The organism is Burkholderia sp. RF2-non_BP3, from assembly GCF_001522185.1.
GTDB classification, from domain to species: domain Bacteria; phylum Pseudomonadota; class Gammaproteobacteria; order Burkholderiales; family Burkholderiaceae; genus Burkholderia; species Burkholderia diffusa.
The window spans coordinates 80,445-104,806 of record NZ_LOSU01000024.1; the positions used below are offsets into that span (position 1 = coordinate 80,445).

A 24,362-nucleotide genomic window follows, 5' to 3' on the forward strand; every position below is an offset into this window, starting at 1 on the left:
GATGAAGACGATGGTACGCAACAAGACCTTCTGGGTGTTCCTCGTGGCGCTGTTCGCGCTGCCGGTGCTGCCCGGCGCGCTGCAGGTGCCCGAATACTGGATCACGCTGCTGAACTACATCGGCCTCTACGCGATCGTCGCGATCGGACTCGTGCTGCTGACGGGCGTCGGCGGGATGACGAGCTTCGGGCAGGCCGCATTCGTCGGCATCGGCGCGTATGCGACCGCGTTCCTGACGACGCGCTACGGCGTGTCGCCGTGGCTCGCCCTGATCGTCGGCGTCGTGCTGACGGCGCTCGTCGCGCTCGTGCTCGGTGCGGTCACGATGCGCCTGTCCGGGCACTTCCTGCCGCTCGGCACGATCGCGTGGGGCCTCGCGCTGTTCTACCTGTTCGGCAACCTCGAACTGCTCGGCAAGTACGACGGGATCAACGGGATTCCGGCACTGAACCTGTTCGGCATCGAGCTGGGAAGCGGCCGAAGCCTGTACTTCCTGATCTGGGCCGTCGTGCTGGCCGCGATCGTGTCGGTGCAGAACCTGCTCAACAGCCGGCCGGGCCGCGCGATCCGCGCATTGCGCGGCGGCGGCGTGATGGCCGAGGCGATGGGCGTGAACACCGCGTGGATGCGCGTCGTGATCTTCGTCTATGCGGCCGTGCTCGCGGCGGTTTCGGGCTTCCTGTATGCGCACCTGCAGCGCGCGGTGAACCCGACCCCGTTCGGCCTGAACCACGGGATCGAATTCCTGTTCATGGCCGTGGTCGGCGGCGTGTCGCACGTGTGGGGCGCGGTGCTCGGGGCGGCGATCCTCACGGTGCTGCAGGACTATCTGCAGACGCTGTTGCCGAAGCTGCTCGGCTCGGAAGGCAACTTCGAGATCATCGTGTTCGGCGTGCTGATGGTGCTCCTGCTGCAGTACGCACGCCAGGGCGTGTGGCCGTTCGTCGCGAAGCTGTTTCCGCGCGGGCCGCGCGCACATGTGCCGGACCATGCCGATCCGTTGTCGCAGCGCGCGAAGCCGGTGGCGGGCGAAGCGCTGCTCGTCGTCGATAACGCGCGCAAGCAGTTCGGCGGCCTGGTGGCCGTCAATGACGTCAGCTTCGACGTGAAAGCGGGGCAGATCATCGGCCTGATCGGCCCGAATGGCGCCGGCAAGTCGACCACGTTCAACCTCGTGACCGGCGTGCTGCAGCCAACCGCCGGCACGATCACGTTCCGCGGCGAGCGGATCGACGGGCTCACGTCGCGCCAGATCGTCCGGCGGGGGATCGGTCGTACGTTCCAGCACGTGAAGCTGCTGCCGACGATGACGGTGCTCGAGAACGTCGCGATCGGCGCGCACCTGCGCGGCCATACGGGCGTGTGGCGCAGCATCGCGCGGCTCAATGCGCACGAGGAAGCGCAGCTGCTGGCCGAGGCGGCACGCCAGATCCGCCGCGTCGGCCTGGAGCGGCACATGTACGACGAAGCAGGCAGCCTCGCGCTCGGCCAGCAGCGGATTCTCGAAATCGCGCGCGCGCTGTGCTGCGATCCGACGCTGCTGCTGCTCGACGAGCCGGCCGCCGGGCTGCGCTACCAGGAGAAGCAGCAACTCGCCCACTTGCTGCGGCGCCTGAAGGCGGAAGGGATGAGCGTGTTGCTCGTGGAACATGACATGGATTTCGTGATGAACCTCACCGACCGGCTGGTGGTGATGGAATTCGGCACGCGGATCGCGGAAGGGCTGCCGCAGGACGTGCAGCAGGATCCGGCGGTGCTCGAAGCATATCTGGGCGGGGTGGAGTGATGACGGATACGACGATGCCGATTCTCGACGTGCGCGGTCTGGCGGTGCGTTACGGGAAGGTCGAGGCGCTGCACGGCGCGGCGATCAAGGTCGGTGCCGGGCAGATCGTCAGCGTGATCGGCCCCAACGGGGCCGGCAAGTCGACGCTGCTGAACGCAATCATGGGCGCGTTGCCGGTGACCGGGCATGCGTCAGGGGCAGTGGTGTACCGCGGCAAGGACGTGGGCGCACTGCCGGTCGAACAGCGTGTCGCGCGGGGAATGTGCCTGGTGCCGGAAAAGCGCGAGCTGTTCAGCACGATGACGGTCGAGGATAACCTTGTGCTGGGCGCGTATCGCCGCAAGCTCGCAGGCGAGTCGAACTTCCTCGACCAGCTCGATCATGTGTTTGCGCTGTTTCCGCGGCTCAAGGAGCGGCGCAAGCAGGCAGCCGGCACGCTGTCGGGTGGTGAGCGGCAGATGCTCGCGGTGGGCCGCGCGCTGATGGGCAAGCCCGACCTGCTGATGCTCGACGAGCCGAGCCTCGGTTTGGCGCCGCTGATCGTGAAGGAGATTTTTCATATCATCAGCGCGTTACGCGGCACAGGCGTCGCGACGCTGCTGATCGAGCAAAATGCCCGGGCCGCGCTGCAGATCTCGGACTACGGCTATGTACTGGAGACGGGGGAGTTTGCGTTGGAAGGGCCGGCGGCCGAGCTGGCGCAAAATCCGCGCGTGATCGAAACATACCTGGGGTTGGTGAAAAAAACGGCTTGATCGGTGGAGCGGTCGGCGGGAAACGGGCGGCGTGTTTCACGTGAAACACGCCGCTTTTGTTTTCTGGAAGAGGGCGATACGTCGGTGAGTCGGGCGTGGGGATAAGTGCCGGAGCAACAAGCGGAAGCCCTGTGACGAGTGAGACCCCATCACGTCGGGTTGCACAGGGTAGTAAGCGCGGTACGCGCGACGGTGTTCTATCGACACGGGCCAAACGGCACAGGGGATAAGCGCAGGAAGGTCGATCCGAAATGCTGTGATGGCGCAGCGACTGCGGGTTTCGCAAACAACTGCCGGGTGTGCGATTTTGCACAGCCTGACGATGTGCGCTGAGGCTGCGGCAGCGCCGGCCGAAGCAGGCCGCACGGCACAGTTTGCACGATCGGGCGAAAAAAACGACCAAATGAACCGGCCCTACCATTCGGACGGTCTTCGGGTGAAAAGCGAACCCGCTATAATTCGGCCCATACATTTCTCAGATAGGTTCGTGCGCAGTCCTGCGCACGGAATCCACCATGCTTTTTCCCACAGAATTTGACGTCATCGTCGTCGGTGGCGGGCACGCCGGCACGGAAGCCGCGTTGGCATCGGCCCGTATGGGTGCGAAGACGCTGCTCCTGACCCATAACATCGAAACGCTCGGCCAGATGAGTTGCAATCCGTCGATCGGCGGCATTGGCAAGGGCCATCTGGTCAAAGAAGTCGATGCGCTCGGCGGCGCGATGGCCGCCGCGACGGACGAGAGCGGTATTCAGTTCCGGATCCTCAACTCGTCGAAGGGCCCGGCCGTGCGCGCGACGCGTGCGCAGGCTGACCGCATCCTGTACAAGGCCGCAATCCGCCATCGGCTCGAGAACCAACCGAACCTGTGGCTGTTCCAGCAGGCTGTCGACGACCTGATGGTCGAAGGCGACCGCGTGGTCGGCGCCGTCACGCAGATCGGCATCCGCTTCCGCGCACGTGCGGTCGTGCTGACGGCCGGTACGTTCCTCGACGGCAAGATTCACGTCGGCCTGAACAACTATACGGGCGGTCGCGCGGGCGATCCGGCGGCGGTGTCGCTGTCGGCCCGCCTGAAGGAGCTGAAGCTGCCGCAGGGCCGCCTGAAGACCGGTACGCCGCCGCGTATCGATGGCCGCTCGATCGATTTTTCGAAGCTGGACGAGCAGCCGGGGGACCTCGATCCGATCCCCGTATTCTCGTTTCTGGGCCGTGCGGAGCAGCATCCGCAGCAGCTGCCGTGCTGGGTGACGCACACGAACGAGCGCACGCACGACATCATTCGCGGCGGCCTCGACCGTTCGCCCATGTATACAGGCGTGATCGAAGGTGTCGGCCCGCGTTACTGCCCGTCGATCGAGGACAAGATCCACCGATTCGCATCGAAGGAATCGCACCAGATCTTCCTTGAGCCGGAAGGGCTGACGACCAACGAGTTCTATCCGAACGGGATTTCGACGAGCCTGCCGTTCGACGTGCAGCTCGATCTCGTGCACTCGATGCGCGGCCTCGAGAACGCGCACATCCTGCGCCCCGGCTACGCGATCGAATACGACTACTTCGACCCGCGCGCGCTGAAGGCGTCGCTCGAGACGAAGGCGATCAACGGGCTGTTTTTTGCGGGCCAGATCAACGGCACGACCGGCTACGAAGAAGCGGCCGCACAAGGGCTGCTGGCCGGCCTGAATGCAGGCCGCTACGTGCAGGAGAAGGACGCATGGTGCCCGCGTCGCGATCAGGCCTATCTTGGCGTGCTGGTCGACGACCTCGTCACGCGTGGCGTGGCCGAGCCGTACCGGATGTTCACGAGTCGTGCCGAATACCGTCTGAGCCTGCGTGAAGACAATGCGGACATGCGCCTGACCGAGATTGGCCGCGAGCTGGGCCTCGTCGACGACGTGCGCTGGGATGCGTTCAGTCGGAAGCGCGACGCTGTTTCACGTGAAACCGAACGACTGAAGTCGACGTGGGTCACGCCGAAGACGCTGCCGCCTGAAGAGGCGACTGCGTTGCTCGGCAAGGCGATCGATCACGAGTACAGCCTCGCCGAACTGCTGCGCCGCCCCGGTATCAGCTACGACGGTGTGTGCGGCCTGAAGGGCGGTGAATGTGCGCCTGTGGAGCCGCTGGCCGACGATCCGGTGCTGCTCGAGCAGATCAAGGAGCAGGTCGAGATTGGCATCAAATATCAGGGCTATATCGAGCGGCAGGCCAGCGAGATTGAGCGCAACGATGCGAACGAGAACACACGCCTGCCGGACGGTATCGACTACCGCGAGGTGCGCGGCCTGTCGTTCGAAGTGAGCCAGAAGCTGAACGAGTTCCGCCCGGAAACGATCGGCCAGGCATCGCGGATTTCGGGCGTCACGCCGGCTGCGATCTCGCTGCTGATGGTGCACCTGAAACGCCGCGGCCTCGGCCGTCGTAACGGCGCCGCCGCGGAAGTGACGGAACAGGGGGACGGCACCGTCCCGACGCAACAATGACGGCGCGTCGCGCGCCGGCGGTTAATCGGGACGTACTTGAACAGATGCTCGTCGACGGCACGGCCGCGCTCGACATCACGTTGACGGATGCACAACGCAACCAGCTGCTCGACTATGTCGCGCTGCTCGGCAAGTGGAACGCGGTCTACAACCTGACCGCGATCCGCGACCCGAAGCAGATGCTGATCCAGCACATTCTCGATTCGCTCTCCATCGTTCCGCATCTGCGCGCCCGTACATCGGCGCGCGTGCTCGACGTGGGTTCGGGCGGCGGATTGCCCGGTATCGTGCTGGCGATCGTCCAGCCGGACTGGCGGGTCACGCTGAACGATATCGTGCAGAAGAAGTCTGCATTCCAGACGCAGATGCGCGCCGAGCTGAAGCTCGCGAACCTGTCTGTCGTCACCGGGCGGGTCGAATCGCTGCAGCCGGGTGTCGAAGTGCCGGAAAAATTCGACATGATCGTATCCCGCGCTTTCGCGGATCTATCCGACTTCGTTAAACTTGCTCGACATCTCGTCGCGCCCGGCGGATCGATCTGGGCAATGAAGGGTGTCCATCCGGACGACGAAATTGCACGGCTGCCGGAAGGCAGTCACGTAAAGCAGACGATGCGGCTGGCGGTACCGATGCTCGATGCCGAACGGCATCTGATCGAGGTCACCGTCGACGAGGCGAATTGAAGGTGCGCGGTAGCGCGCCGTTTGTTTGAAGGTAAAGGGAACACACCAACGATGGCAAAGATCTTCTGCGTTGCGAACCAGAAGGGGGGCGTCGGCAAGACGACGACATCGGTCAATCTCGCCGCAAGCCTTGCAGCGCAGGAGCAACGAGTCCTGCTGATCGATCTCGACCCGCAGGGCAACGCGACGATGGGCAGCGGGATCGACAAGGCCGCCTGCGAGTCGACCGTGTACGAAGTGCTGGTCGACGGCGTCTCGGTGACGGACGCGCGCGTGCGTCCGGAAGGTGTCACGTACGACGTGCTGCCGGCCAACCGTGAACTGTCCGGTGCGGAGATCGAGCTGATCAGCATCGATAACCGCGAGCGACGGTTGAAGGCAGCGCTCGAACACGTGGCCGACGACTACGACTTCGTGTTGATCGATTGCCCGCCGACGCTGTCGCTGCTGACGCTGAACGGGCTGTGCGCGGCGCATGGCGTCGTGATCCCGATGCAGTGCGAATACTTCGCGCTGGAGGGGCTGTCGGATCTCGTCAATACGATCAAGCAGGTTCACGCGAACATGAACCGCGATCTGAAGATCATTGGCTTGCTGCGCGTGATGTTCGATCCGCGCATCACGCTGCAGCAGCAAGTTTCCGATCAACTGAAAGCGCACTTCGGCGACAAGGTGTTCGACGCGGTGATTCCGCGCAACGTGCGCTTGGCGGAAGCGCCGAGTTACGGGTTGCCGGGCGTCGTATTCGACCGTAACTCGCGCGGTGCGCAGGCGTATCTCCAGTTTGGTGCCGAGATGATCGATCGCGTGCGCGCGTTCGAGGTGTCGTGATCCGGACATGAGCGAAGCGAGGAAGAAAGACATGAACGCGGTACCAAAGAAGAAGGGCTTGGGACGTGGCCTCGAAGCGCTGCTCGGCGGCAGTGCGGACATCACCGAAGCGGTGAAGATAGAAGGGGCGCCGAACACGCTCGCGCTCGGCAAGCTGCAGGCCGGCAAGTACCAGCCGCGGACGCGGATGGACGAGGGCAGCCTGCAGGAGCTGGCGGCCAGCATTCGCGCGCAAGGCGTGATGCAGCCGATCCTGGTACGACCTATTTCATCTGACAAATACGAAATCATCGCGGGCGAGCGGCGTTTCCGCGCGGCACGCCTGGCCGGCCTCGACGAAGTGCCGGTGCTCGTGAAGGACGTGTCCGATCAGGCTGCCGCCGCGATGGCACTGATCGAGAACATCCAGCGCGAGGATCTGAATCCGCTGGAAGAGGCGCACGGTATCCAGCGCCTGCTCGATGAGTTCGGTTTCACGCACGAACAGGCGGCCGAATCGGTCGGCCGCTCGCGCAGCGCGGTATCGAACCTGCTGCGCCTGCTGAACCTCGCGGCGCCGGTGCAGACGATGCTGCTGGCCGGCGACCTCGACATGGGCCATGCGCGTGCGCTGCTTGCGGTCGATGCCGCCACGCAGATCACGCTCGCGCACCAGGTGGTCAACAAGCGCATGTCGGTGCGCGAGACCGAGAAGCTGGTCGCGCATACGACGAAGGAAGCGCCGGCGGTGAAGGCGCGCGCGAAGGACGATGGCGGCCGCGACACGCGTCGTCTCGAGGAGGAGTTGTCCGACCTGCTCGCGTCGACGGTGAAGATCAAGCTCGGCCGCCGCGGGCGAGGGCAGGTGATGATCGACTTCGGCAACCTCGACGCGCTCGAGGGTATTCTTGCGCGTCTGCGCGGCAACGTCGCGACCGAAGAATAACGAGGCACGATCGATGGAAAACACGGGCGCGCCGGCGCCGCGCCGGTGGCTTGGCTGGCTTTTGCAGGAACCCGTACTGACGGTGCTGGCGCTTGCGCTGATTGTGCTGCAGTGGTTGCGTCCGCAACCAGTTGGCGCACTGGTCGGTCTCGTCGACTGGCAGACCGTCGCGACGCTCGCGGGTCTGCTGATGCTGACCAAGGCGCTCGAGCTGTCCGGGTGCCTGATGTGGCTCGCGCATCGCATCGTGCATCACGTGCATTCCGAGCGCGGGCTCGCGATGCTGCTCGTCGTGTTCGCGGCGGCGCTCGCGATGTGGCTCACCAACGATGTCGCGTTGTTCGTCGTCGTGCCGCTGATGGTATCGCTGCGCACGTTGACGCCGCTGCCGTTCCGGCGGCTCGTGATCGTGGTCGCGCTGGCCGTCAACGCGGGGTCCGTCGCGACCCCGCTCGGCAATCCCCAGAACCTTTTCCTGTGGCAATTGAGCGGCGTGTCGTTCGGCCGCTTCGTCGTCACGCTCGGGCCGCTTGCACTGGCGTTGATGGCGCTGCTGCTCGTGCTGACGGCGTGCGCATTTCGCGCGAAGCCGCTCGATCTGTCGGGAGACGTCCAGGCCGTTCCCGTGCAGCGCATGCATGCGTTGCTTGCGGCGGTGCTGTTCGGTGCGTTCGTGCTGCTCGCCGATGCGCACAATCCCGTGCCGGGCCTGATCGGCGTCGTGATCGCGCTGCTGCTGGCGAGACGTGACGCAGTCCTGAAGATCGACTGGCTGCTGCTGCTGATCTTCGTGCTGATGTTCGTTGTGCTGCGCAGCGCGGCCGCGCTGCCCGTCGTCCACGATGCGATCGCGCGAACCCATCTCGATTCGCCGCTGCGTGTGTTCGCGGCGGGCGCGGTGGTGTCACAGGGAATCAGCAACGTGCCGGCGGCGATCCTGCTGTCGGAATTCACGCGCGACTGGCGGGCGCTCGCGTTCGGCGTATCGGTCGGCGGCTTCGGTTTCGCGATCGGTTCGCTCGCGAACCTGATCGCGGTGCGTCTCGCGAAGGAGCCGCGCATGTGGCTGCCGTTTCACCTCGTGTCGATTCCGTTCGCGCTCGTGAGCGCGGCGCTGGGTGCGTGGTTGCTCGTTCACGGCTGAGCGATGCGGATCAGTGCGGCGCACGCGTGCCGCAAGCCTGGCGGGGAGGGCGCACAGCGTTCCTTGTCGTTGCGAGGCCGGGCCTGTTGATAAGTGTTGCGCCGCCACAGTCGTTCGACTGTGGCGGCGCAACAACTGATTGCGGGCATCGGCGCGCTAGGTTCGAGCGTATTTCGCGCATCGCGCTCGACGCTGTGGCCACAGTGTTTCCTCTATTGCCCATCGCTGCGTCGGATCGTTTCCCGTGTTCGCGTCACAGCAGAATTCCTGCTGCCATCGCGCCACGTCGGCGGCGCCCGCACCGCACGTCGCCGTCACGTCATTTCGTTGCGTCCGCATTTTTTGGGCGAGAAATGCCGGTACGAAAAACCGACCTTACAACTGTCATCGTACGTCATCGACGCGCGCGTTTTTCACATGATGAGGCGTCGTTTTACGCTGGTTTTTGTCGCGTCTAAAGCCTTGAATCACCTGCAACTATCGCTTACAATCGCCCGGATTTGTTAGCTAGGCACCCCTGAAAGCTTTCGGAAAGCTTGGGGCCGGGTTCAAGGATTTTGCGGAAGATTGCGATGGCGGGTCAGGCGCCGAACGACAGGCACGATGATCACCGAGCGCAACGCACCGCTTCAGCGGCCGGCGAGCGGCGCGAGTCCGATGACGACGACTGGGATGCCGAGCTGCAAGATAACAACATCGTTCCGCTCACGCGGACGGAAGCCGAGAGGCTGTTCGGTCCGAACGTGAGCAAGCCGTCGCGCGTGACCCCCTACAAGGTGGTGATCGCGCAGGTGGTCTTGTCCCTGGTTGCAACGCTGGCGTGGTGGCTGTTTTCAAAGTCGCCGGGCGCCGCTGCGCAATCCGCGTTTCTGGGCGGGGCGATCGGCTGGGTGCCAAGCGCGTTGTTCGTGGCACGACTGAAGGCAGGTGGTTCGGCCACCGTGATGAGCTGGGTGATGGGCGAAGCCCTGAAGCTCGGCGTGACGATCGGGATGTTCGCCGCAGTGGCGTACGGCTATGCCGGCGTGCACTGGCCGGCGCTCCTCGTCACCTACCTCGTCGTGCTGAAGACGTACTGGATCGCGCTGGCCTGGCGGTAAGCAACAAGCAGCGTGCGGTTTCGACAACGAACCGCACCGGCCCGTTCCCGCAATAGCGTATTGCGGAACGGGGCAAAACGATTTTCGACAATTTGGGTGGCATTAACGATATGGCAGCTAGCGAAGGCACGCGCGGTCCGGATCCGTCCGAGTACATTGCGCACCACTTGCAGAATTTCTCCACCTCGCATCAGACGTCGATTTTCGACATCCACGTCTGGAACCTCGACACGCTGTTCTGGTCGATCGTGTGCGGTATCGTGACGATCGTCCTGCTGCGTCTGGCCGCCCGCAAGGCGACCTCGGGCGTGCCGGGCCGTTTCCAGTGTGCGATCGAGATGCTCGTCGAAATGGTCGAGGATCAATCGAAGGCCATCGTCCACGGCAACCGCACCTTCATCGCTCCGCTCGCCCTCACGGTGTTCGTGTGGGTCGCGCTGATGAACTCCCTCGACTTCCTCCCCGTCGACCTGCCGGGCCGCGTCATCGGCCTGCTCGGTCTGTCGGACGTGATTTCCCACCATCGCATCGTCCCGACGGCCGACCTGAACGGCACGCTCGGCATCGCGCTCGGCGTGTTCGTCCTGATGATTTACTACAGCATCAAGATCAAGGGCGCGGGCGGCTTTGTGCATGAGCTGCTGTCGGCCCCGTTCGGCGCCCACCCGCTGCTGTGGATCCCGAACCTCGCGCTGAACATCGTCGAATATCTCGCAAAGACCGTTTCCCTCGGCATGCGGCTGTTCGGCAACATGTACGCGGGTGAGCTGTTGTTCCTGTTGATCGCCCTGCTCGGCAGCATGTGGAGCTTCGGTGGCGACGCAACGTTCCTCGGCTTCATTGGTCACGTGATCGCGGGTAGCGTCTGGGCAATCTTCCACATCCTGATTGTTCTGTTGCAGGCATTCATTTTCATGATGCTGACGCTGGTGTATCTCGGCCAGGCGCACGACAAGCACTAAGCGCGGCGTGCAAAAAAGAGTTTCCGTTTTAGTTTTTTAAATCTCAGTTCCAAGTCTTTTCACAAAGGAGTGATCATGCAAGCTTACATCGCCAACATCCAGGGTCTGACCGCCATCGGTATCGGCATCATCATCGGCCTGGGTGCAATCGGCGCCTGTATCGGTATCGCGCTGATGGGTGGCAAGTACATCGAAGCCTGCGCACGTCAGCCGGAACTCATCAACCCGCTGCAAACGAAGATGTTCCTGCTGGCCGGCCTGATCGACGCTGCATTCCTGATCGGCGTTGGTGTCGCAATGCTGTTCGCGTTCGCGAACCCGCTCCTGTCGAAGCTCGCAGGCTAAGGTTCCTCGGAAATATGCGCCCGGCGTAAGCCGGCGCAGGGCGGAACGGAGACTTGGGGCGCTGATCGAATGCAACTCGATGAGCGCCTTACCGTTTCATTTTTCCGGAATAGCAGATAAGGAAACACCGTGAATCTCAACGCAACTCTGTTTGCGCAAATGGTCGTGTTCCTGGTCCTCGCGTGGTTCACGATGAAGTTCGTGTGGCCGCCGTTGATCAACGCCCTCGACGAACGTTCGAAGAAGATCGCCGACGGCCTCGCCGCCGCGGAGAAGGGCAAGGCGGAACTCGACGCAGCGCACAAGCGCGTGGACCAGGAACTCGCGCAGGCCCGCAACGACGGCCAGCAGCGCATCGCCGACGCTGAAAAGCGTGCCCAGGCGGTCGCCGAGGAAATCAAGGCCAACGCCCAGGCTGAAGCCGCCCGCATCGTCGCCCAGGCGAAAGCGGAAGCAGAACAGCAAATCGTGAAGGCGCGCGAAGCGCTGCGTGGCGAAGTCGCCGCGCTGGCCGTGAAGGGCGCCGAGCAGATCCTGAAGCGCGAAGTCGATCAAACGGCCCACGCCCAACTGCTGAATCAACTGAAAGCCGAGCTCTGATCATGGCCGAACTTGCAACCATCGCCCGCCCTTACGCAGAAGCGCTGTTCCGCGTGGCCGAGGGAGGTGACATCGCCGCCTGGTCCACGCTCGTGCAAGAGCTGGCCCAGGTTGCGCGTCTGCCGGAAGTGCTGTCGGTCGCGTCGAGCCCGAAGGTGACGCGCACGCAAGTGGCCGAGCTGCTGCTTGCTGCGGTGAAGTCGCCGGTCGCGGCTGGCGCCGAAGCGAAGAACTTCGTGCAGATGCTGGTCGACAATCATCGCATCGCGCTGCTGCCGGAAATCGCCGAGCAGTTCGAGGCGCTCAAGAACGAACGCGAAGGTGCAGCCGACGCCGAGATCGTGAGCGCGTTCCCGCTGAACGGCGCGGATCTCGAAAGCCTCGTCTCTGGCCTCGAACGCAAGTTCAAGCGCAAGCTGAAGCCGACGGTCGAAGTCGATTCGTCGCTGATCGGCGGCGTGCGCGTGACGGTCGGCGACGAAGTGCTCGACACCTCGGTTCGCGCGCGCCTCGCATCGATGCAGGCTGCCTTGACCGCCTGAGCGCCACGCCGGCACGCAACAGAATTGACTATCAGGAGCGAATAATGCAACTCAATCCCTCTGAGATCAGCGAGCTGATCAAGAGCCGGATCCAGGGCCTTGAAGCGAGCGCAGACGTTCGCAACCAGGGCACCGTGATCTCCGTGACCGACGGTATCGTGCGCATCCACGGCCTGTCGGACGTGATGCAGGGCGAAATGCTCGAGTTTCCGGGCAACACGTTCGGCCTCGCGCTGAACCTCGAGCGCGACTCGGTCGGCGCGGTGATTCTCGGCGAATACGAACACATCTCGGAAGGCGACATCGTCAAGACGACGGGCCGCATTCTGGAAGTCCCGGTCGGTCCGGAACTCGTCGGCCGCGTGGTCGACGCGCTCGGCAACCCGATCGACGGCAAGGGCCCGGTCAACGCGAAGCTGACCGACGCGATCGAAAAGATCGCCCCGGGCGTGATCTGGCGTAAGTCGGTGTCGCAGCCGGTGCAGACGGGCATCAAGTCGATCGACGCGATGGTGCCGATCGGCCGTGGCCAGCGTGAGCTGATCATCGGCGACCGTCAGTGCGGCAAGACCGCGGTGGCGCTCGACGCGATCATCAACCAGAAGGGCAAAGACCTGATCTGTATCTACGTCGCGATCGGCCAGAAGGCTTCGTCGATCATGAACGTGGTTCGCAAGCTCGAAGAAACGGGCGCGATGGAATACACGATCGTCGTCGCCGCTTCGGCTTCGGATTCGGCAGCGATGCAGTACCTCGCACCGTACGCCGGCTGCACGATGGGCGAATACTTCCGCGACCGCGGCCAGGACGCGCTGATCATCTATGACGACTTGACCAAGCAAGCATGGGCATACCGTCAGATCTCGCTGCTGCTGCGCCGCCCGCCGGGCCGTGAAGCATATCCGGGTGACGTGTTCTATCTGCACTCGCGTCTGCTCGAGCGTGCTGCTCGCGTGTCGGAAGAGTACGTCGAGAAGTTCACGAACGGCGAAGTGAAGGGCAAGAGCGGCTCGCTGACGGCACTGCCGGTCATCGAAACGCAGGCTGGCGACGTGACCGCGTTCGTTCCGACGAACGTGATCTCGATTACCGACGGCCAGATCTTCCTGGAAACCGACCTGTTCAACGCAGGCATCCGCCCGGCAATCAACGCCGGCGTGTCGGTGTCGCGAGTCGGTGGCGCCGCTCAGACGAAGGTCGTGAAGAAGCTGTCGGGCGGTATCCGTACCGACCTCGCGCAGTACCGTGAACTGGCCGCATTCGCGCAGTTCGCATCGGACCTCGACGAAGCGACCCGCAAGCAGCTCGAGCGCGGCCGCCGCGTGACGGAACTGCTGAAGCAGCCGCAGTACCAGCCGCTGCAGGTGTGGGAACTGGCCGTGTCGCTGTACGCCGCGAACAACGGCTACCTCGACGATCTCGACGTCAAGCAAGTGCTGTCGTTCGAGAAGGGCCTGCGCGACAACCTGAAGACCAGCCACGCTGACCTCATCAAGCGCATCGAAGACACCAAGGATCTCTCGAAGGACGACGAAGGCGCACTGCGCTCGGCGATCGAATCCTTCAAGAAGTCCGGTGCCTATTGATCCGCGAGTGACACACTGAGGCCGCGCGGGTGCTGATGCGCCCGCGCCGCTTCGGTCAAGGAGCAAGCTATGGCTGGAATGAAGGAAATTCGCGGCAAGATCAAGAGCGTGCAGAACACGCGCAAGATCACGAAGGCGATGGAGATGGTGGCCGCATCGAAGATGCGTCGCGCGCAGGAACGCATGCGCGCCGCTCGTCCGTATGCAGACAAGGTCCGTGCCATCGCCGCGCACATGAGCCGCGCGAACCCGGAGTACCGCCACCCGTTCATGGTGGCAAACGACGGCGCGAAGACGGCCGGCATCATCCTCGTCACGACGGACAAGGGTCTTTGCGGCGGTCTGAACACCAACGTGCTGCGTGCGACGGTGCAGAAGTTCAAGGAGCTGGAAGAGAAGGGCCAGAAGGTCGAAGCCACCGCGATCGGCGGCAAGGGCCTCGGGTTCCTGAACCGCTTCGGCGCGAAGGTGATGTCGCAGGTCGTGCACCTCGGCGACACCCCGCATCTGGACAAGCTGATCGGCGCCGTGAAGACGCAGCTCGATCTGTACTCGGAAGGCAAGCTGTCGGCGGTTTATATCGCTTACACGCGCTTCGTCAACACGATGAAGCAGGAAGCCGTGATCGAGCAGCTGCTGCCGCTGTCGTCGGAACACTTCGAAGCCGATGACGGTACGCCGGCCACGTCGTGGGACTACATCTACGAGCCGGACGCGCAGGCAGTCGTCGACGAACTGCTCGTGCGTTACGTCGAGGCGCTGGTGTACCAGGCCGTCGCGGAGAACATGGCGTCCGAGCAATCGGCGCGGATGGTCGCGATGAAGGCCGCGTCCGACAACGCGAAGACGGTGATCAGCGAACTGCAGCTCGTGTACAACAAGAGCCGCCAGGCCGCGATTACGAAAGAACTGTCGGAGATCGTCGGCGGCGCAGCCGCTGTTTAAGCGCGCGCCCGGGACGACAACTGCGCCTTTGCGCGAGTAAAGAATCAGGTATTTAAAGGAAAAGCGATGAGTACTGCTGCTTTGGTAGAAGGCAAGATCGTACAGTGCATCGGCGCCGTTATCGACGTGGAATTCCCGCGCGACAGCATGCCGAAGATCTACGACGCGCTCATTCTCGATGGCTCGGAACTGACGCTCGAAGTCCAGCAGCAGCTGGGCGACGGCGTGGTCCGTACCATTTGTCTGGGTGCATCCGACGGCCTGCGCCGCGGCCTGACCGTGAAGAACACGAGCAAGCCGATTTCGGTGCCGGTCGGCAAGCCGACCCTCGGTCGTATCATGGACGTGCTCGGCCGTCCGATCGACGAAGCCGGCCCGATCGAAAGCGAACACACGCGTTCGATCCACCAGAAGGCTCCGGCGTTCGACGAACTGTCGCCGTCGACCGAACTGCTCGAAACGGGTATCAAGGTCATCGACCTGATCTGCCCGTTCGCGAAGGGCGGCAAGGTTGGCCTGTTCGGCGGTGCTGGCGTGGGCAAGACCGTCAACATGATGGAGCTCATCAACAACATCGCGAAGGAACACGGCGGTTACTCCGTGTTCGCGGGCGTGGGCGAGCGTACCCGTGAAGGGAACGACTTCTACCACGAAATGAAGGACTCGAACGTTCTCGACAAGGTCGCGCTGGTGTACGGCCAGATGAACGAGCCGCCGGGCAACCGTCTGCGCGTCGCGCTGACCGGCCTGACGATGGCCGAGCACTTCCGTGACGAAGGCCTCGACGTGCTGTTCTTCGTCGACAACATCTACCGTTTCACGCTGGCCGGTACCGAAGTGTCGGCACTGCTCGGCCGTATGCCGTCGGCAGTGGGCTATCAGCCGACGCTGGCTGAAGAAATGGGCAAGCTGCAGGAACGCATCACGTCGACCAAGAAGGGCTCGATTACGTCGGTCCAGGCCGTGTACGTCCCTGCGGACGACTTGACCGACCCGTCGCCGGCAACCACCTTCGGCCACCTGGACGCAACCGTCGTTCTGTCGCGTGACATCGCTTCGCTGGGTATCTACCCGGCGGTCGACCCGCTCGACTCGACGTCGCGCCAGATCGACCCGAACGTGATCGGTGAAGAGCACTACTCGATCACCCGTCGCGTTCAGCAGACGCTGCAGCGCTACAAGGAACTGCGCGACATCATCGCGATTCTGGGCATGGACGAACTGTCGCCGGAAGACAAGCTGTCGGTCGCGCGCGCTCGTAAGATCCAGCGTTTCCTGTCGCAGCCGTTCCACGTCGCTGAAGTGTTCACGGGCTCGCCGGGCAAGTACGTGCCGCTGAAGGAAACGATCCGTGGCTTCAAGATGATCGTCGACGGCGAGTGCGACCACCTGCCGGAACAGGCGTTCTACATGGTCGGCACGATCGACGAAGCCTTCGAAAAGGCCAAGAAGATCCAGTAAAGGTCGGGTGTAACGCAGCGGGCGCCCGTGCGTTCGTGAAGGATGTCTCGACGGCATCTTTTCACGGGCGGGCGCCCACGTAATACGCTCAACCAGGAGTCGATATGGCAACCATCAAAGTAGACGTCGTCAGCGCGGAAGAGCAGATCTTCTCGGGCGAGGCGAAATTCGTCGCGCTGCCGGGCGAAACGGGTGAGCTGGGTATTCTGCCGGGTCACACGCCGCTGATCACGCGGATTCGTCCGGGTGCGGTGCGCATCGAAGTCGAGGGCGGCAACGACGAATTCGTGTTCGTCGCAGGCGGCATTCTCGAAGTGCAGCCGGGCGCCGTGACGGTGCTCGCCGATACCGCGATCCGCGGCAAGGACCTCGACGCGGCGAAAGCCGAGGAAGCGCGCAAGCGTGCCGAGGAAACGCTGCAGAACGCGAAGTCGGACCTCGACCTCGCAAAGGCGCAATCCGAGCTCGCGACCGCGATGGCGCAGCTCGAAGCGATCCAGCGTCTGGCGAAGATTCGCAGCCGGCACTGAGCCGCGCGCGCGTATCCCGCGAAAGAAAGCAGCCTGCGGGCTGCTTTTTTTTCGTCCGTCGTTTTCGTCTGTTTTTTTGCGGGCCGCATTGTATCGTCCGGTCGTGCTATTTCATCCGCCCGCCGCGATTTGATGTCAGAGTGGCGTCAGCAGAGCGCGGCATCATCCGGGCAGAGGCAGTCCGCCGCGATCGCGGCGGAGCAGGCGCGCGCGTCAGCCGCGTGCCGGGCCGATCAGACAAAAACGGACGGAGACATCGATGGCAGCAGACCTTGGCAAGGGGGCGCTGATCGCGCCCGAAAACGGACTGTCGTACGTGCGCGGCGCGACCGACGTGCCGCTATCCGACGCGACGATCAGCCGGTTCCTGCTCGACACGGCGGGCCGCTTTCCCGATCGCCCGGCCGTCGTGTTCCGCGAACAGCAGGTGCGCTGGACCTGGCGCGCGTTCGCGCACGAGGTCGACGTGCTCGCGGCGGGCCTCGCCGCGCTCGGGATCGTGAAGGGCGATTGCGTCGGCATCTGGTCGCCGAACCGCAGCGAATGGCTGCTCACGCAGTTCGCGACCGCGCGCATCGGCGCGGTCCTCGTCAACATCAACCCGGCCTACCGGCTCGCGGAACTCGAATACGCGCTGAACAAGGTCGGCTGCAAGGCCGTGATCGCGGCCGAGCGCTTCAAGACATCGGCGTACGTCGAGATGCTGCAGACCATCGCGCCGGAACTCGCGAGCGCGACGCCGGGCGACCTGCATGCGGCGCGCGTGCCGAGCCTGCGCACGGTCGTGTCGATGGGCGAGGTCGCGCCGGCCGGCATGTTCCGCTTCGCGGACGTGATGGCGCGCGGCCGCGGCACGCTCGATGTCGCGCGGTTCGACGCGATCGGCGCGACGCTCGCGGCCACCGATCCGATCAACATCCAGTTCACCAGCGGCACGACCGGCAGCCCGAAGGGCGCGACGCTCACGCACCGCAACGTCGTCAACAACGCGCGCTCGATCGCGATGGCGATGCGCTTCACCGAGCAGGATTCGCTCTGCATCCCGGTGCCGCTGTATCACTGCTTCGGGATGGTGCTGGCCGTGCTCGCGTGCGTGTCGAAGGGCGCGGCGATGGTGTTCCCCGGCGAGGCGTTCGATCCGGTCGCGACGCTCGCGGCCGTCGCCGACGAGCGCTGCACCGCGCTGCACGGCGTGCCGACGATGTTCATCGCGGAGCTCGATCATCCGGACTTCGCGAAGTTCGACCTGTCGACGCTGCGCACCGGGATCATGGCCGGCTCGCCGTGCCCGATCGAGACGATGAAGCGCGTCGTGTCGCAGATGCATTTGTCCGAGATCACGATCGCATACGGGATGACGGAGACGAGCCCCGTGTCGTTCCAGAGCTCGACAGACGACCCGCTCGAAAAGCGCACGACGACGGTCGGCCGCATCCAGCCGCACCTGGAGGTGAAGATCGTCGACCCGAACGGCGAGATCGTGCCGGTCGGCGCGACCGGCGAGCTGTGCACGAAGGGCTATTCGGTGATGCTCGGCTACTGGGACGACGACGCGAAGACACGCGAGGTGCTGGTCGACGGCTGGATGCATACGGGCGACCTCGCGACGCTCGACGCCGACGGCTATTGCAACATCGTCGGCCGGCTGAAGGACATGGTGATTCGCGGCGGCGAGAACGTGTATCCGCGCGAGATCGAGGAATTCCTGTTCAGGCATCCGAAGATTCAGAGCGCGCAGGTGTTCGGCGTGCCCGACGCGAAATACGGCGAGGAGCTGTGCGCGTGGATCGTGCTGCGCGCGGACGAGCAGATGACCGAGGACGACGTGCGCGCGTTCTGCAGCGGCCAGATCGCGCACTACAAGATTCCGCGCTACATCCGCTTCGTCGACGAGCTGCCGATGACGGTGACGGGCAAGGTGCAGAAGTTCGTGATGCGCGAACGGATGATCGACGAACTGAAGCTCGACGTGCAGAAGACCGCTTGAAACGACCGAGCGGCCCGGCGGCGGGACGAACGCGACGGCCTGCGGGCCGTTGCGTTTTCGATGGACGAAAAAAAGCGGGCTTATTAGCCCGCTAAAAACCACACGCTACGGGGTTAGCGCGAGGAGACCAAAGATGAAACCGAGTCCGGCGGGGGCCGGAAACGACTCCAACAGGGATGCCCCTCGGAAGGGCTTCGGTACGTGACCGACTGGCTCGCAGCGCTTCGCGTCCGCTCACACTTGGCACACGAGACCGCATCCGTGTTGAAACCGTTGAGGCCATTGTGGGCGAATTAATGACCCCTCGCGGTAACAAAGTGTTTCAGGTTGTAACGCCCGCCAGATAAGGCTTTCCGGGATTTTTTGCTGTTTTCGGGGTCCTGAAAAAGGTCATATTTACCCATCTTTTCCGCAGAGTTTTCATCGGGTGCGCGTAATGCGTTTTTCATGCGTATCGAAGTCGATGAATTGCCGATTTACACGCTGGAATGCGCATCGCGCGGCAGATACCGCATCCGACGAATCATTCGTCGGAAAGATTTTGAAACGTGATTGGGGCACGCGATAGTCGGCCATTCGGCCGGTTTTCGCGATTTCGCGCCGGCCGGGCGCCACGCCGATGTGTAACGGCGGTGCGCCCGGCCGGCGGCAATGACGGCGTCCCTGCCGGTTATCGGCCGCTTGTTGGGCGAGCGCTCGTGCTCACTTCAGCCACTTGTCGGAGATCGCCTGGTATTCGCCGGACGACAGCGCCAGGTGCAGCCACTGGTCGACGTACTGCTGGAACACGACGTCGTCGCGCGGCACCATGTACGCCTTTTCGCCGAACTGGAACGGCTTGTCCGGATGCACGGAGCACAGGCCCGGATTCAGCTTTTGCTGCAGCAGCGTCTCGGACGCATCCGTCACCATGACGTCCGCCTTGCCCGCGAGGATCTGCTTGAAGATCGTCACGTTGTCCGGATAGACGCTCAGGTTCGCATGCGTGAAGAACTGCTTCGCGAAGCGCTCGTTGGTGCCGCCCGGGTTCACGATCACGCGGGTCTCGGGCCGGTCGATCTGCGCGACGGTCTGGTACTTGTCGGCATCCGCGCAGCGCACGATCGGCGTCTTGCCGTCGACCACGTACGGCTGCGTGAAGAACACGCGCTTCTGGCGCTCGAGTGTCGTCGACACGCCGCCCACCGCGATATCGCACTTCGCGACGAAGTCGTTGGTGAGGTTCGACCAGCTCGTCTTCACGAAGTCGGCCTTCACGCCGAGCGATTTCGCGAGCGACTCGGCCATGTCGATGTCGATGCCCTCGAAACGGCCGTCCGTCCGGTGGTACGAATACGGCTTGTAGTCGCCCGTCGTGCACACGCGCAGCGTGCCGCGTGCGACCACGTCGTCGAGCCGCGAGCCGACGGCTGCGGCGGTCGGGGCCGCCGTCGCGGTCGTACCCTGCGCGTGCGCGGCGGCGCAGCAAAGCATCGCAGCGGTGAGCGTGGCCAGCGTGGCGAATGTCTTCATCGGTCTCCTCCTTCGTTCGATTCGATATCAGCGTCCGATCATAGCGGAGCCATCGCGCGCGTCATATGGCCGCCATCGCATCGGCATACGCGGCCGTGCGGCCGCGCTCCGGTAAAATGCCGCTTTGCCTTCGCATCGTCGCTCCTACCGTGGCCCATACCCTGCTCAACGACACCTTCCTGCGTGCGCTTCTGCGCGAGCCGACCGACTACACGCCGATCTGGCTGATGCGTCAGGCCGGCCGCTATCTGCCCGAATACAACGCGACGCGCGCGCGCGCCGGCAGCTTCCTCGGCCTCGCGAAGAATCCCGACTACGCGACCGAAGTGACGCTGCAGCCGCTCGAGCGCTTCCCGCTCGACGCCGCGATCCTGTTCTCGGACATCCTGACGATCCCCGACGCGATGGGTCTCGGCCTCGACTTCCAGGTCGGCGAAGGGCCGAAGTTCGCGCATCCGGTGCGCACCGAGGCCGACGTCGCGAAGCTCGCGGTGCCGGACATCGAGGAGACGCTCGGCTACGTGACGGGCGCCGTGCGCGAGATCCGCCGCGCGCTGACCGACGGCCAGGGCCGTCAGCGCGTGCCGCTGATCGGCTTCTCGGGCAGCCCGTGGACGCTCGCGTGCTACATGGTCGAAGGCGGCGGGTCGGACGATTTCCGCACCGTGAAGTCGATGGCGTATTCGCGCCCCGACCTGATGCACCGGATCCTCGACGTGAACGCGCAGGCCGTGGCCGCGTACCTGAACGCGCAGATCGAAGCCGGCGCGCAGGCCGTGATGATTTTCGATACGTGGGGCGGCGCGCTGGCGGACGGCGCATACCAGCGCTTCTCGCTGGACTACATCCGTCGCGTGGTCGCGCAACTGAAGCGTGAGCACGACGGCGAGCGCGTGCCGGTGATCACGTTCACGAAGGGCGGCGGGCTGTGGCTCGAGGAAATCGCGGCGACCGGCGTCGACGCGGTCGGCCTCGACTGGACCGTCAATCTCGGCGCCGCGCGCGAACGCGTCGCCGGGCGCGTCGCGCTGCAGGGCAACCTCGACCCGACGATCCTGTTTGCGCCGCCGGCCGTGGTGCGCGAGCAGGCGCGCGCGGTGCTCGACAGCTACGGCAATCATCCGGGGCACGTATTCAACCTCGGCCACGGCATTTCGCAGTTCACGTCGCCCGACCACGTCGCCGAACTCGTCGACGAAGTGCACACCCACAGCCGCAAGATCCGTAGCGGAGCGGCGGGCTGAGCGCAAGTGGTGTCATGCTGCACTGCGGGGTGACGGCGTTTCGCTGTCGGCGCTAAACAGGGCGCAACCCCGCACCGGTTGCCGATTCAAGGCTTGTCAAGACTTGACTTATACACATTTTCCACGTTGCAGCGCGGTAGAGCTCTGTATCGGTCGAATTGTCTCGCTATGGTTTCGTAATTTGAATAGCAGCCTTATGGAATAAGGCTCCGCGGGGCGCGGTCGAGGGCGGCCGAAAACAGCGGAAAGCACGGCCCCGCGCGCTTCGCGGCTGTTGAACGGCGAGTTCTCAACAAAGTTATCCACAGGCTGGTCAGGGTATACGGCGATTCCTAATGCGAATCCAAAACTTAGCGCCGAATCTGAAGTTTTACTTTAAGTTCGCCACCGTGGCGCGGGCCCGGGTGCAAGCCGTCGGTGCGCCTCGCGCTGTCGCCGGAGCGCGGTGATGGACGGCACTTACCTCAGGGTCGCCCTCGACCATCCGCTCGCCACCCTGTTCGACTACCGCTGCGACGTCCAGCCGGCGCCCGAGCCCGGCACCCTGGTGCAGGTGCCGTTCGGCAAGCGGCAGGTTGTCGGTCTCGTCTGCGAAGTGACGACTCACACCGACGTGCCGCCGTCCCGGTTGCGGGCGATCGACGCGATTTGTACCGAGCTGCCGCCGCTCGCGCCGGATTGGCTCGCGCTGGTGTCGTTCGCGGCCGATTACTACCAGCGCGGTCGCGGCGAAGTTGCGCTGCCGGCGTTGCCGCAGGCGCTGCGCGACGCGGAGCGCTGGGGCCGGCTGCTGGCGCCCGAGGTGCGCTACCGGCTGACCGAAGCCGGCCGCGCGGCGCTGCCCGACGCACTGCCGGCGCGCGGGGCCGCGCTGCGGCGGCTCGCGCAGGCGCTCGCCGACACCGATTCGATGACGTTGCCCGATGCGCGTGCGTTGCATCCGAAGGCCGCCGCCACGCTCGACGACTGGGCGGCGCGCGGCTGGGTCGCTGTCGAGGAAATCGGCTGGGCCGACGCGCCTGTGCCCAAAGCTGTGGATAACCTGTCGACAACCAGTGGACGAACTGTGCCGCCGGCGCTCACCGATCAGCAGGCGGAGGCACTCGACGCGATCCGGGCCGCGCAGGGTTTCGCGCCGTTCCTGCTGCATGGCGTGACCGGGAGCGGCAAGACCGAGGTCTATCTGCATGCGCTCGCCGCGCTGCTCGATGCGCGGCCCGACGCGCAGGCGCTCGTGCTCGTGCCCGAAATCAACCTGACGCCGCAATTCGAGGCCGCGTTTCGCGCACGCTTCGCGGGCACGCTCGCCGACGACGCGATCGTCACGCTGCACAGCGGGCTCGCGGAGGGCGAGCGGGCGCGCAACTGGCTCGCCGCACACACGGGCCGCGCGCGGATCGTGCTCGGCACGCGGCTCGCGGTGCTCGCGTCGCTGCCGACGCTCGCACTGATCGTCGTCGACGAGGAGCACGAACCCGCGTACAAGCAGCAGGAAGGGCTGCGCTATTCGGCGCGCGATCTTGCCGTGTGGCGCGCGAAGCATCTTGGCATTCCGGTCGTGCTCGGTTCGGCGACGCCGTCGCTCGAGAGCTGGTGGCAGGCCGATCAGGGCCGCTATACGCGGCTCACGCTGTCGCGCCGCGCGGTGGCCGACGCGACGTTGCCGACCGTGCGGCTCATCGATCTCGAAGAGGAACGGCGGCGCGGGCGCGCGTCGATGGGCGGGCTGTCGGGGCCGCTCGTCGCGGCGTTGAAGGCACGGCTCGAGCGCGGCGAACAGAGCCTCGTGTTCCTGAACCGGCGCGGTTACGCGCCGCAGCTCGCGTGCGACGCATGCGGCTGGGTCGCCGGTTGCCCGCGCTGCAGCGCTTACGTCGTGCTGCACAAGCCTGAACATGCACTGCGCTGTCATCACTGCGGCTGGGAAGCGCGCATTCCGCGGTCGTGCCCGGAATGCGGGAACGTCGATATCGCGCCGCTCGGGCGCGGCACGCAGCGCATCGAGGAGGCGCTCGCCGAGGCCGTGCCGGGCGCACGGATACTGCGGATCGACGCGGACAGCACGCGACGCAAGGGCAGTGCGCAGGCGCTGTTCTCGGATGTGCACGCCGGTGAAGTCGACATCCTGGTCGGCACGCAGATGATCGCGAAGGGGCACGACTTCCAGCGCGTATCGCTCGTCGGCGTGCTCAATGCCGACACCGCGCTGTTCTCGCACGACTTCCGCGCGAGCGAGCGGCTGTTCGCGCAGCTGATGCAGGTGAGCGGCCGCGCGGGGCGCGCCGGACTGCCGGGCGAGGTGCTCGTGCAGACGCGCTATCCGCGTCACGCGCTGTATCACGCGCTCGGCCGGCAGGATTACGTCGGCTTCGCGAATTCGACGCTCGGCGAGCGCCGCGACGCGCACCTGCCGCCGTTCGTCTACCAGGCGCTGCTGCGCGCCGAAGGACGCACGCTCGACGCGGCGCTCGCGTTCCTGCTGCAGGCCGCGGCCGCGTTGCCGGGGCTGCCGGGCGCCGATCGCGTGACCGTCTACGACGCGGTGCCGATGACGATCGTCAAGGTCGCGAACGTCCACCGCGCGCAGTTGCTGCTGGAAAGCGCGTCGCGGGCGGCACTGCAGCATGCGCTGCGCGCATGGCAGCCGGAACTGCGCGCGCTGAAGGGCGTGCTGCGGTGGAGCGTCGAGGTCGATCCGCTCGATATCTGAGCGGTGCGCGTGCGGCCGCCGTGCCGCATGCCGATATCGAGCCGGCCGGACCCACCGACCCGCGCGATCCTCCTCCCGGCCCGTCCCACACCCGCCTGCATTACCCGCCGCCACGCACAGTGCAACCCGCTTTTCCCCTTGGTGGTGCACGCCACGGGTTGCCCAAGTGCGCCAACTTGACCCGATCAGGGAAAACACCGATCCGCCGACCACGGGCAACCCCTAGGT

General features: G+C 64.7%; 21 protein-coding genes. 20 read left to right on the top strand and 1 reads right to left on the bottom strand.

Annotated elements, in window-relative coordinates; genetic code table 11:
• Position 1 precedes the first annotated feature (1 nt).
• The 18 genes from WS45_RS09735 to WS45_RS09815 all read left to right on the top strand — a co-directional run bounded on the left by WS45_RS09735 (position 2) and on the right by WS45_RS09815 (position 18,668).
• Positions 2-1,786 (top strand): branched-chain amino acid ABC transporter ATP-binding protein/permease, encoded by a 1,785-nt coding sequence (locus tag WS45_RS09735; RefSeq protein ID WP_059699582.1) that lies wholly within the window; start codon positions 2-4, stop codon positions 1,784-1,786.
• Positions 1,786-2,541 (top strand): ABC transporter ATP-binding protein, encoded by a 756-nt coding sequence (locus tag WS45_RS09740; RefSeq protein ID WP_059531413.1) that lies wholly within the window; start codon positions 1,786-1,788, stop codon positions 2,539-2,541. The genes WS45_RS09735 and WS45_RS09740 overlap by 1 nt, the downstream gene beginning before the upstream one ends.
• A gap of 515 nt (positions 2,542-3,056) precedes the next feature.
• Complete coding sequence (gene mnmG, locus WS45_RS09745) at positions 3,057-5,027, top strand: tRNA uridine-5-carboxymethylaminomethyl(34) synthesis enzyme MnmG (protein ID WP_059699584.1); 1,971 nt, start codon at positions 3,057-3,059, stop codon at positions 5,025-5,027.
• Positions 5,024-5,710 carry a 16S rRNA (guanine(527)-N(7))-methyltransferase RsmG gene (rsmG, locus tag WS45_RS09750; protein ID WP_059699586.1) on the top strand — a complete coding sequence of 229 codons (687 nt, stop codon included), beginning with the start codon at positions 5,024-5,026 and terminating at the stop codon, positions 5,708-5,710. The genes mnmG and rsmG overlap by 4 nt, the downstream gene beginning before the upstream one ends.
• Before the next feature lie 51 nt (positions 5,711-5,761).
• Positions 5,762-6,541: a ParA family protein gene (locus WS45_RS09755; protein ID WP_044845234.1), complete on the top strand. Its 780-nt coding sequence runs from the start codon at positions 5,762-5,764 to the stop codon at positions 6,539-6,541.
• A gap of 31 nt (positions 6,542-6,572) precedes the next feature.
• The gene (locus WS45_RS09760) at positions 6,573-7,466 is read left to right on the top strand and encodes a ParB/RepB/Spo0J family partition protein (RefSeq protein ID WP_059531410.1); all 894 of its coding nucleotides are present in this window, start codon (positions 6,573-6,575) and stop codon (positions 7,464-7,466) included.
• 13 nt (positions 7,467-7,479) lie between these two features.
• Positions 7,480-8,610, top strand: a complete 1,131-nt coding sequence (locus tag WS45_RS09765; RefSeq protein WP_059699588.1) for an SLC13 family permease — start codon at positions 7,480-7,482, stop codon at positions 8,608-8,610.
• A gap of 120 nt (positions 8,611-8,730) precedes the next feature.
• Positions 8,731-9,117 (top strand): hypothetical protein, encoded by a 387-nt coding sequence (locus WS45_RS35625; RefSeq protein WP_179950361.1) that lies wholly within the window; start codon positions 8,731-8,733, stop codon positions 9,115-9,117.
• 65 nt (positions 9,118-9,182) lie between these two features.
• On the top strand, positions 9,183-9,710 hold the full coding sequence (locus WS45_RS09770) for an ATP synthase subunit I (RefSeq protein ID WP_059531211.1): 528 nt from the start codon (positions 9,183-9,185) through the stop codon (positions 9,708-9,710).
• Between the two features lie 110 nt (positions 9,711-9,820).
• Positions 9,821-10,672, top strand: coding sequence for a F0F1 ATP synthase subunit A (atpB, locus tag WS45_RS09775; protein ID WP_059531209.1), 852 nt, complete (start codon positions 9,821-9,823; stop codon positions 10,670-10,672).
• Positions 10,673-10,747: 75 nt separating this feature from the next.
• Complete coding sequence (atpE, locus tag WS45_RS09780; protein ID WP_006482730.1) at positions 10,748-11,017, top strand: F0F1 ATP synthase subunit C; 270 nt, start codon at positions 10,748-10,750, stop codon at positions 11,015-11,017.
• A 129-nt stretch (positions 11,018-11,146) separates the two neighbouring features.
• Positions 11,147-11,617, top strand: coding sequence for a F0F1 ATP synthase subunit B (locus WS45_RS09785; protein ID WP_006477283.1), 471 nt, complete (start codon positions 11,147-11,149; stop codon positions 11,615-11,617).
• Between the two features lie 2 nt (positions 11,618-11,619).
• Positions 11,620-12,159 (top strand): F0F1 ATP synthase subunit delta, encoded by a 540-nt coding sequence (locus tag WS45_RS09790; RefSeq protein WP_014895498.1) that lies wholly within the window; start codon positions 11,620-11,622, stop codon positions 12,157-12,159.
• 44 nt (positions 12,160-12,203) lie between these two features.
• Positions 12,204-13,745, top strand: coding sequence for a F0F1 ATP synthase subunit alpha (gene atpA, locus WS45_RS09795; protein ID WP_014895499.1), 1,542 nt, complete (start codon positions 12,204-12,206; stop codon positions 13,743-13,745).
• A gap of 69 nt (positions 13,746-13,814) precedes the next feature.
• The gene (atpG, locus tag WS45_RS09800; RefSeq protein ID WP_034188170.1) at positions 13,815-14,690 is read left to right on the top strand and encodes a F0F1 ATP synthase subunit gamma; all 876 of its coding nucleotides are present in this window, start codon (positions 13,815-13,817) and stop codon (positions 14,688-14,690) included.
• A gap of 66 nt (positions 14,691-14,756) precedes the next feature.
• A complete protein-coding gene (atpD, locus tag WS45_RS09805) occupies positions 14,757-16,151 on the top strand; it encodes a F0F1 ATP synthase subunit beta (protein ID WP_059531206.1) in 1,395 nt (464 codons plus the stop codon).
• 104 nt (positions 16,152-16,255) lie between these two features.
• Complete coding sequence (locus WS45_RS09810) at positions 16,256-16,681, top strand: F0F1 ATP synthase subunit epsilon (protein ID WP_006477288.1); 426 nt, start codon at positions 16,256-16,258, stop codon at positions 16,679-16,681.
• A gap of 259 nt (positions 16,682-16,940) precedes the next feature.
• On the top strand, positions 16,941-18,668 hold the full coding sequence (locus WS45_RS09815; RefSeq protein WP_059699590.1) for an AMP-binding protein: 1,728 nt from the start codon (positions 16,941-16,943) through the stop codon (positions 18,666-18,668).
• 702 nt (positions 18,669-19,370) lie between these two features.
• Here the strand turns inward: WS45_RS09815 and WS45_RS09820 are convergent.
• A complete protein-coding gene (locus WS45_RS09820) occupies positions 19,371-20,180 on the bottom strand; it encodes a transporter substrate-binding domain-containing protein (RefSeq protein WP_059699592.1) in 810 nt (269 codons plus the stop codon).
• 149 nt (positions 20,181-20,329) lie between these two features.
• On the opposite strand from WS45_RS09820, the gene hemE reads away from it, so the two are divergent.
• Both hemE and WS45_RS09830 read left to right on the top strand, forming a co-directional pair.
• Positions 20,330-21,424, top strand: a complete 1,095-nt coding sequence (gene hemE, locus WS45_RS09825; protein WP_279610106.1) for a uroporphyrinogen decarboxylase — start codon at positions 20,330-20,332, stop codon at positions 21,422-21,424.
• A gap of 448 nt (positions 21,425-21,872) precedes the next feature.
• Entirely contained in the window at positions 21,873-24,134 is a 2,262-nt protein-coding gene (locus tag WS45_RS09830; RefSeq protein ID WP_059691504.1) for a primosomal protein N', read from the top strand.
• The last annotated feature ends 228 nt before the right edge of the window (positions 24,135-24,362 follow it).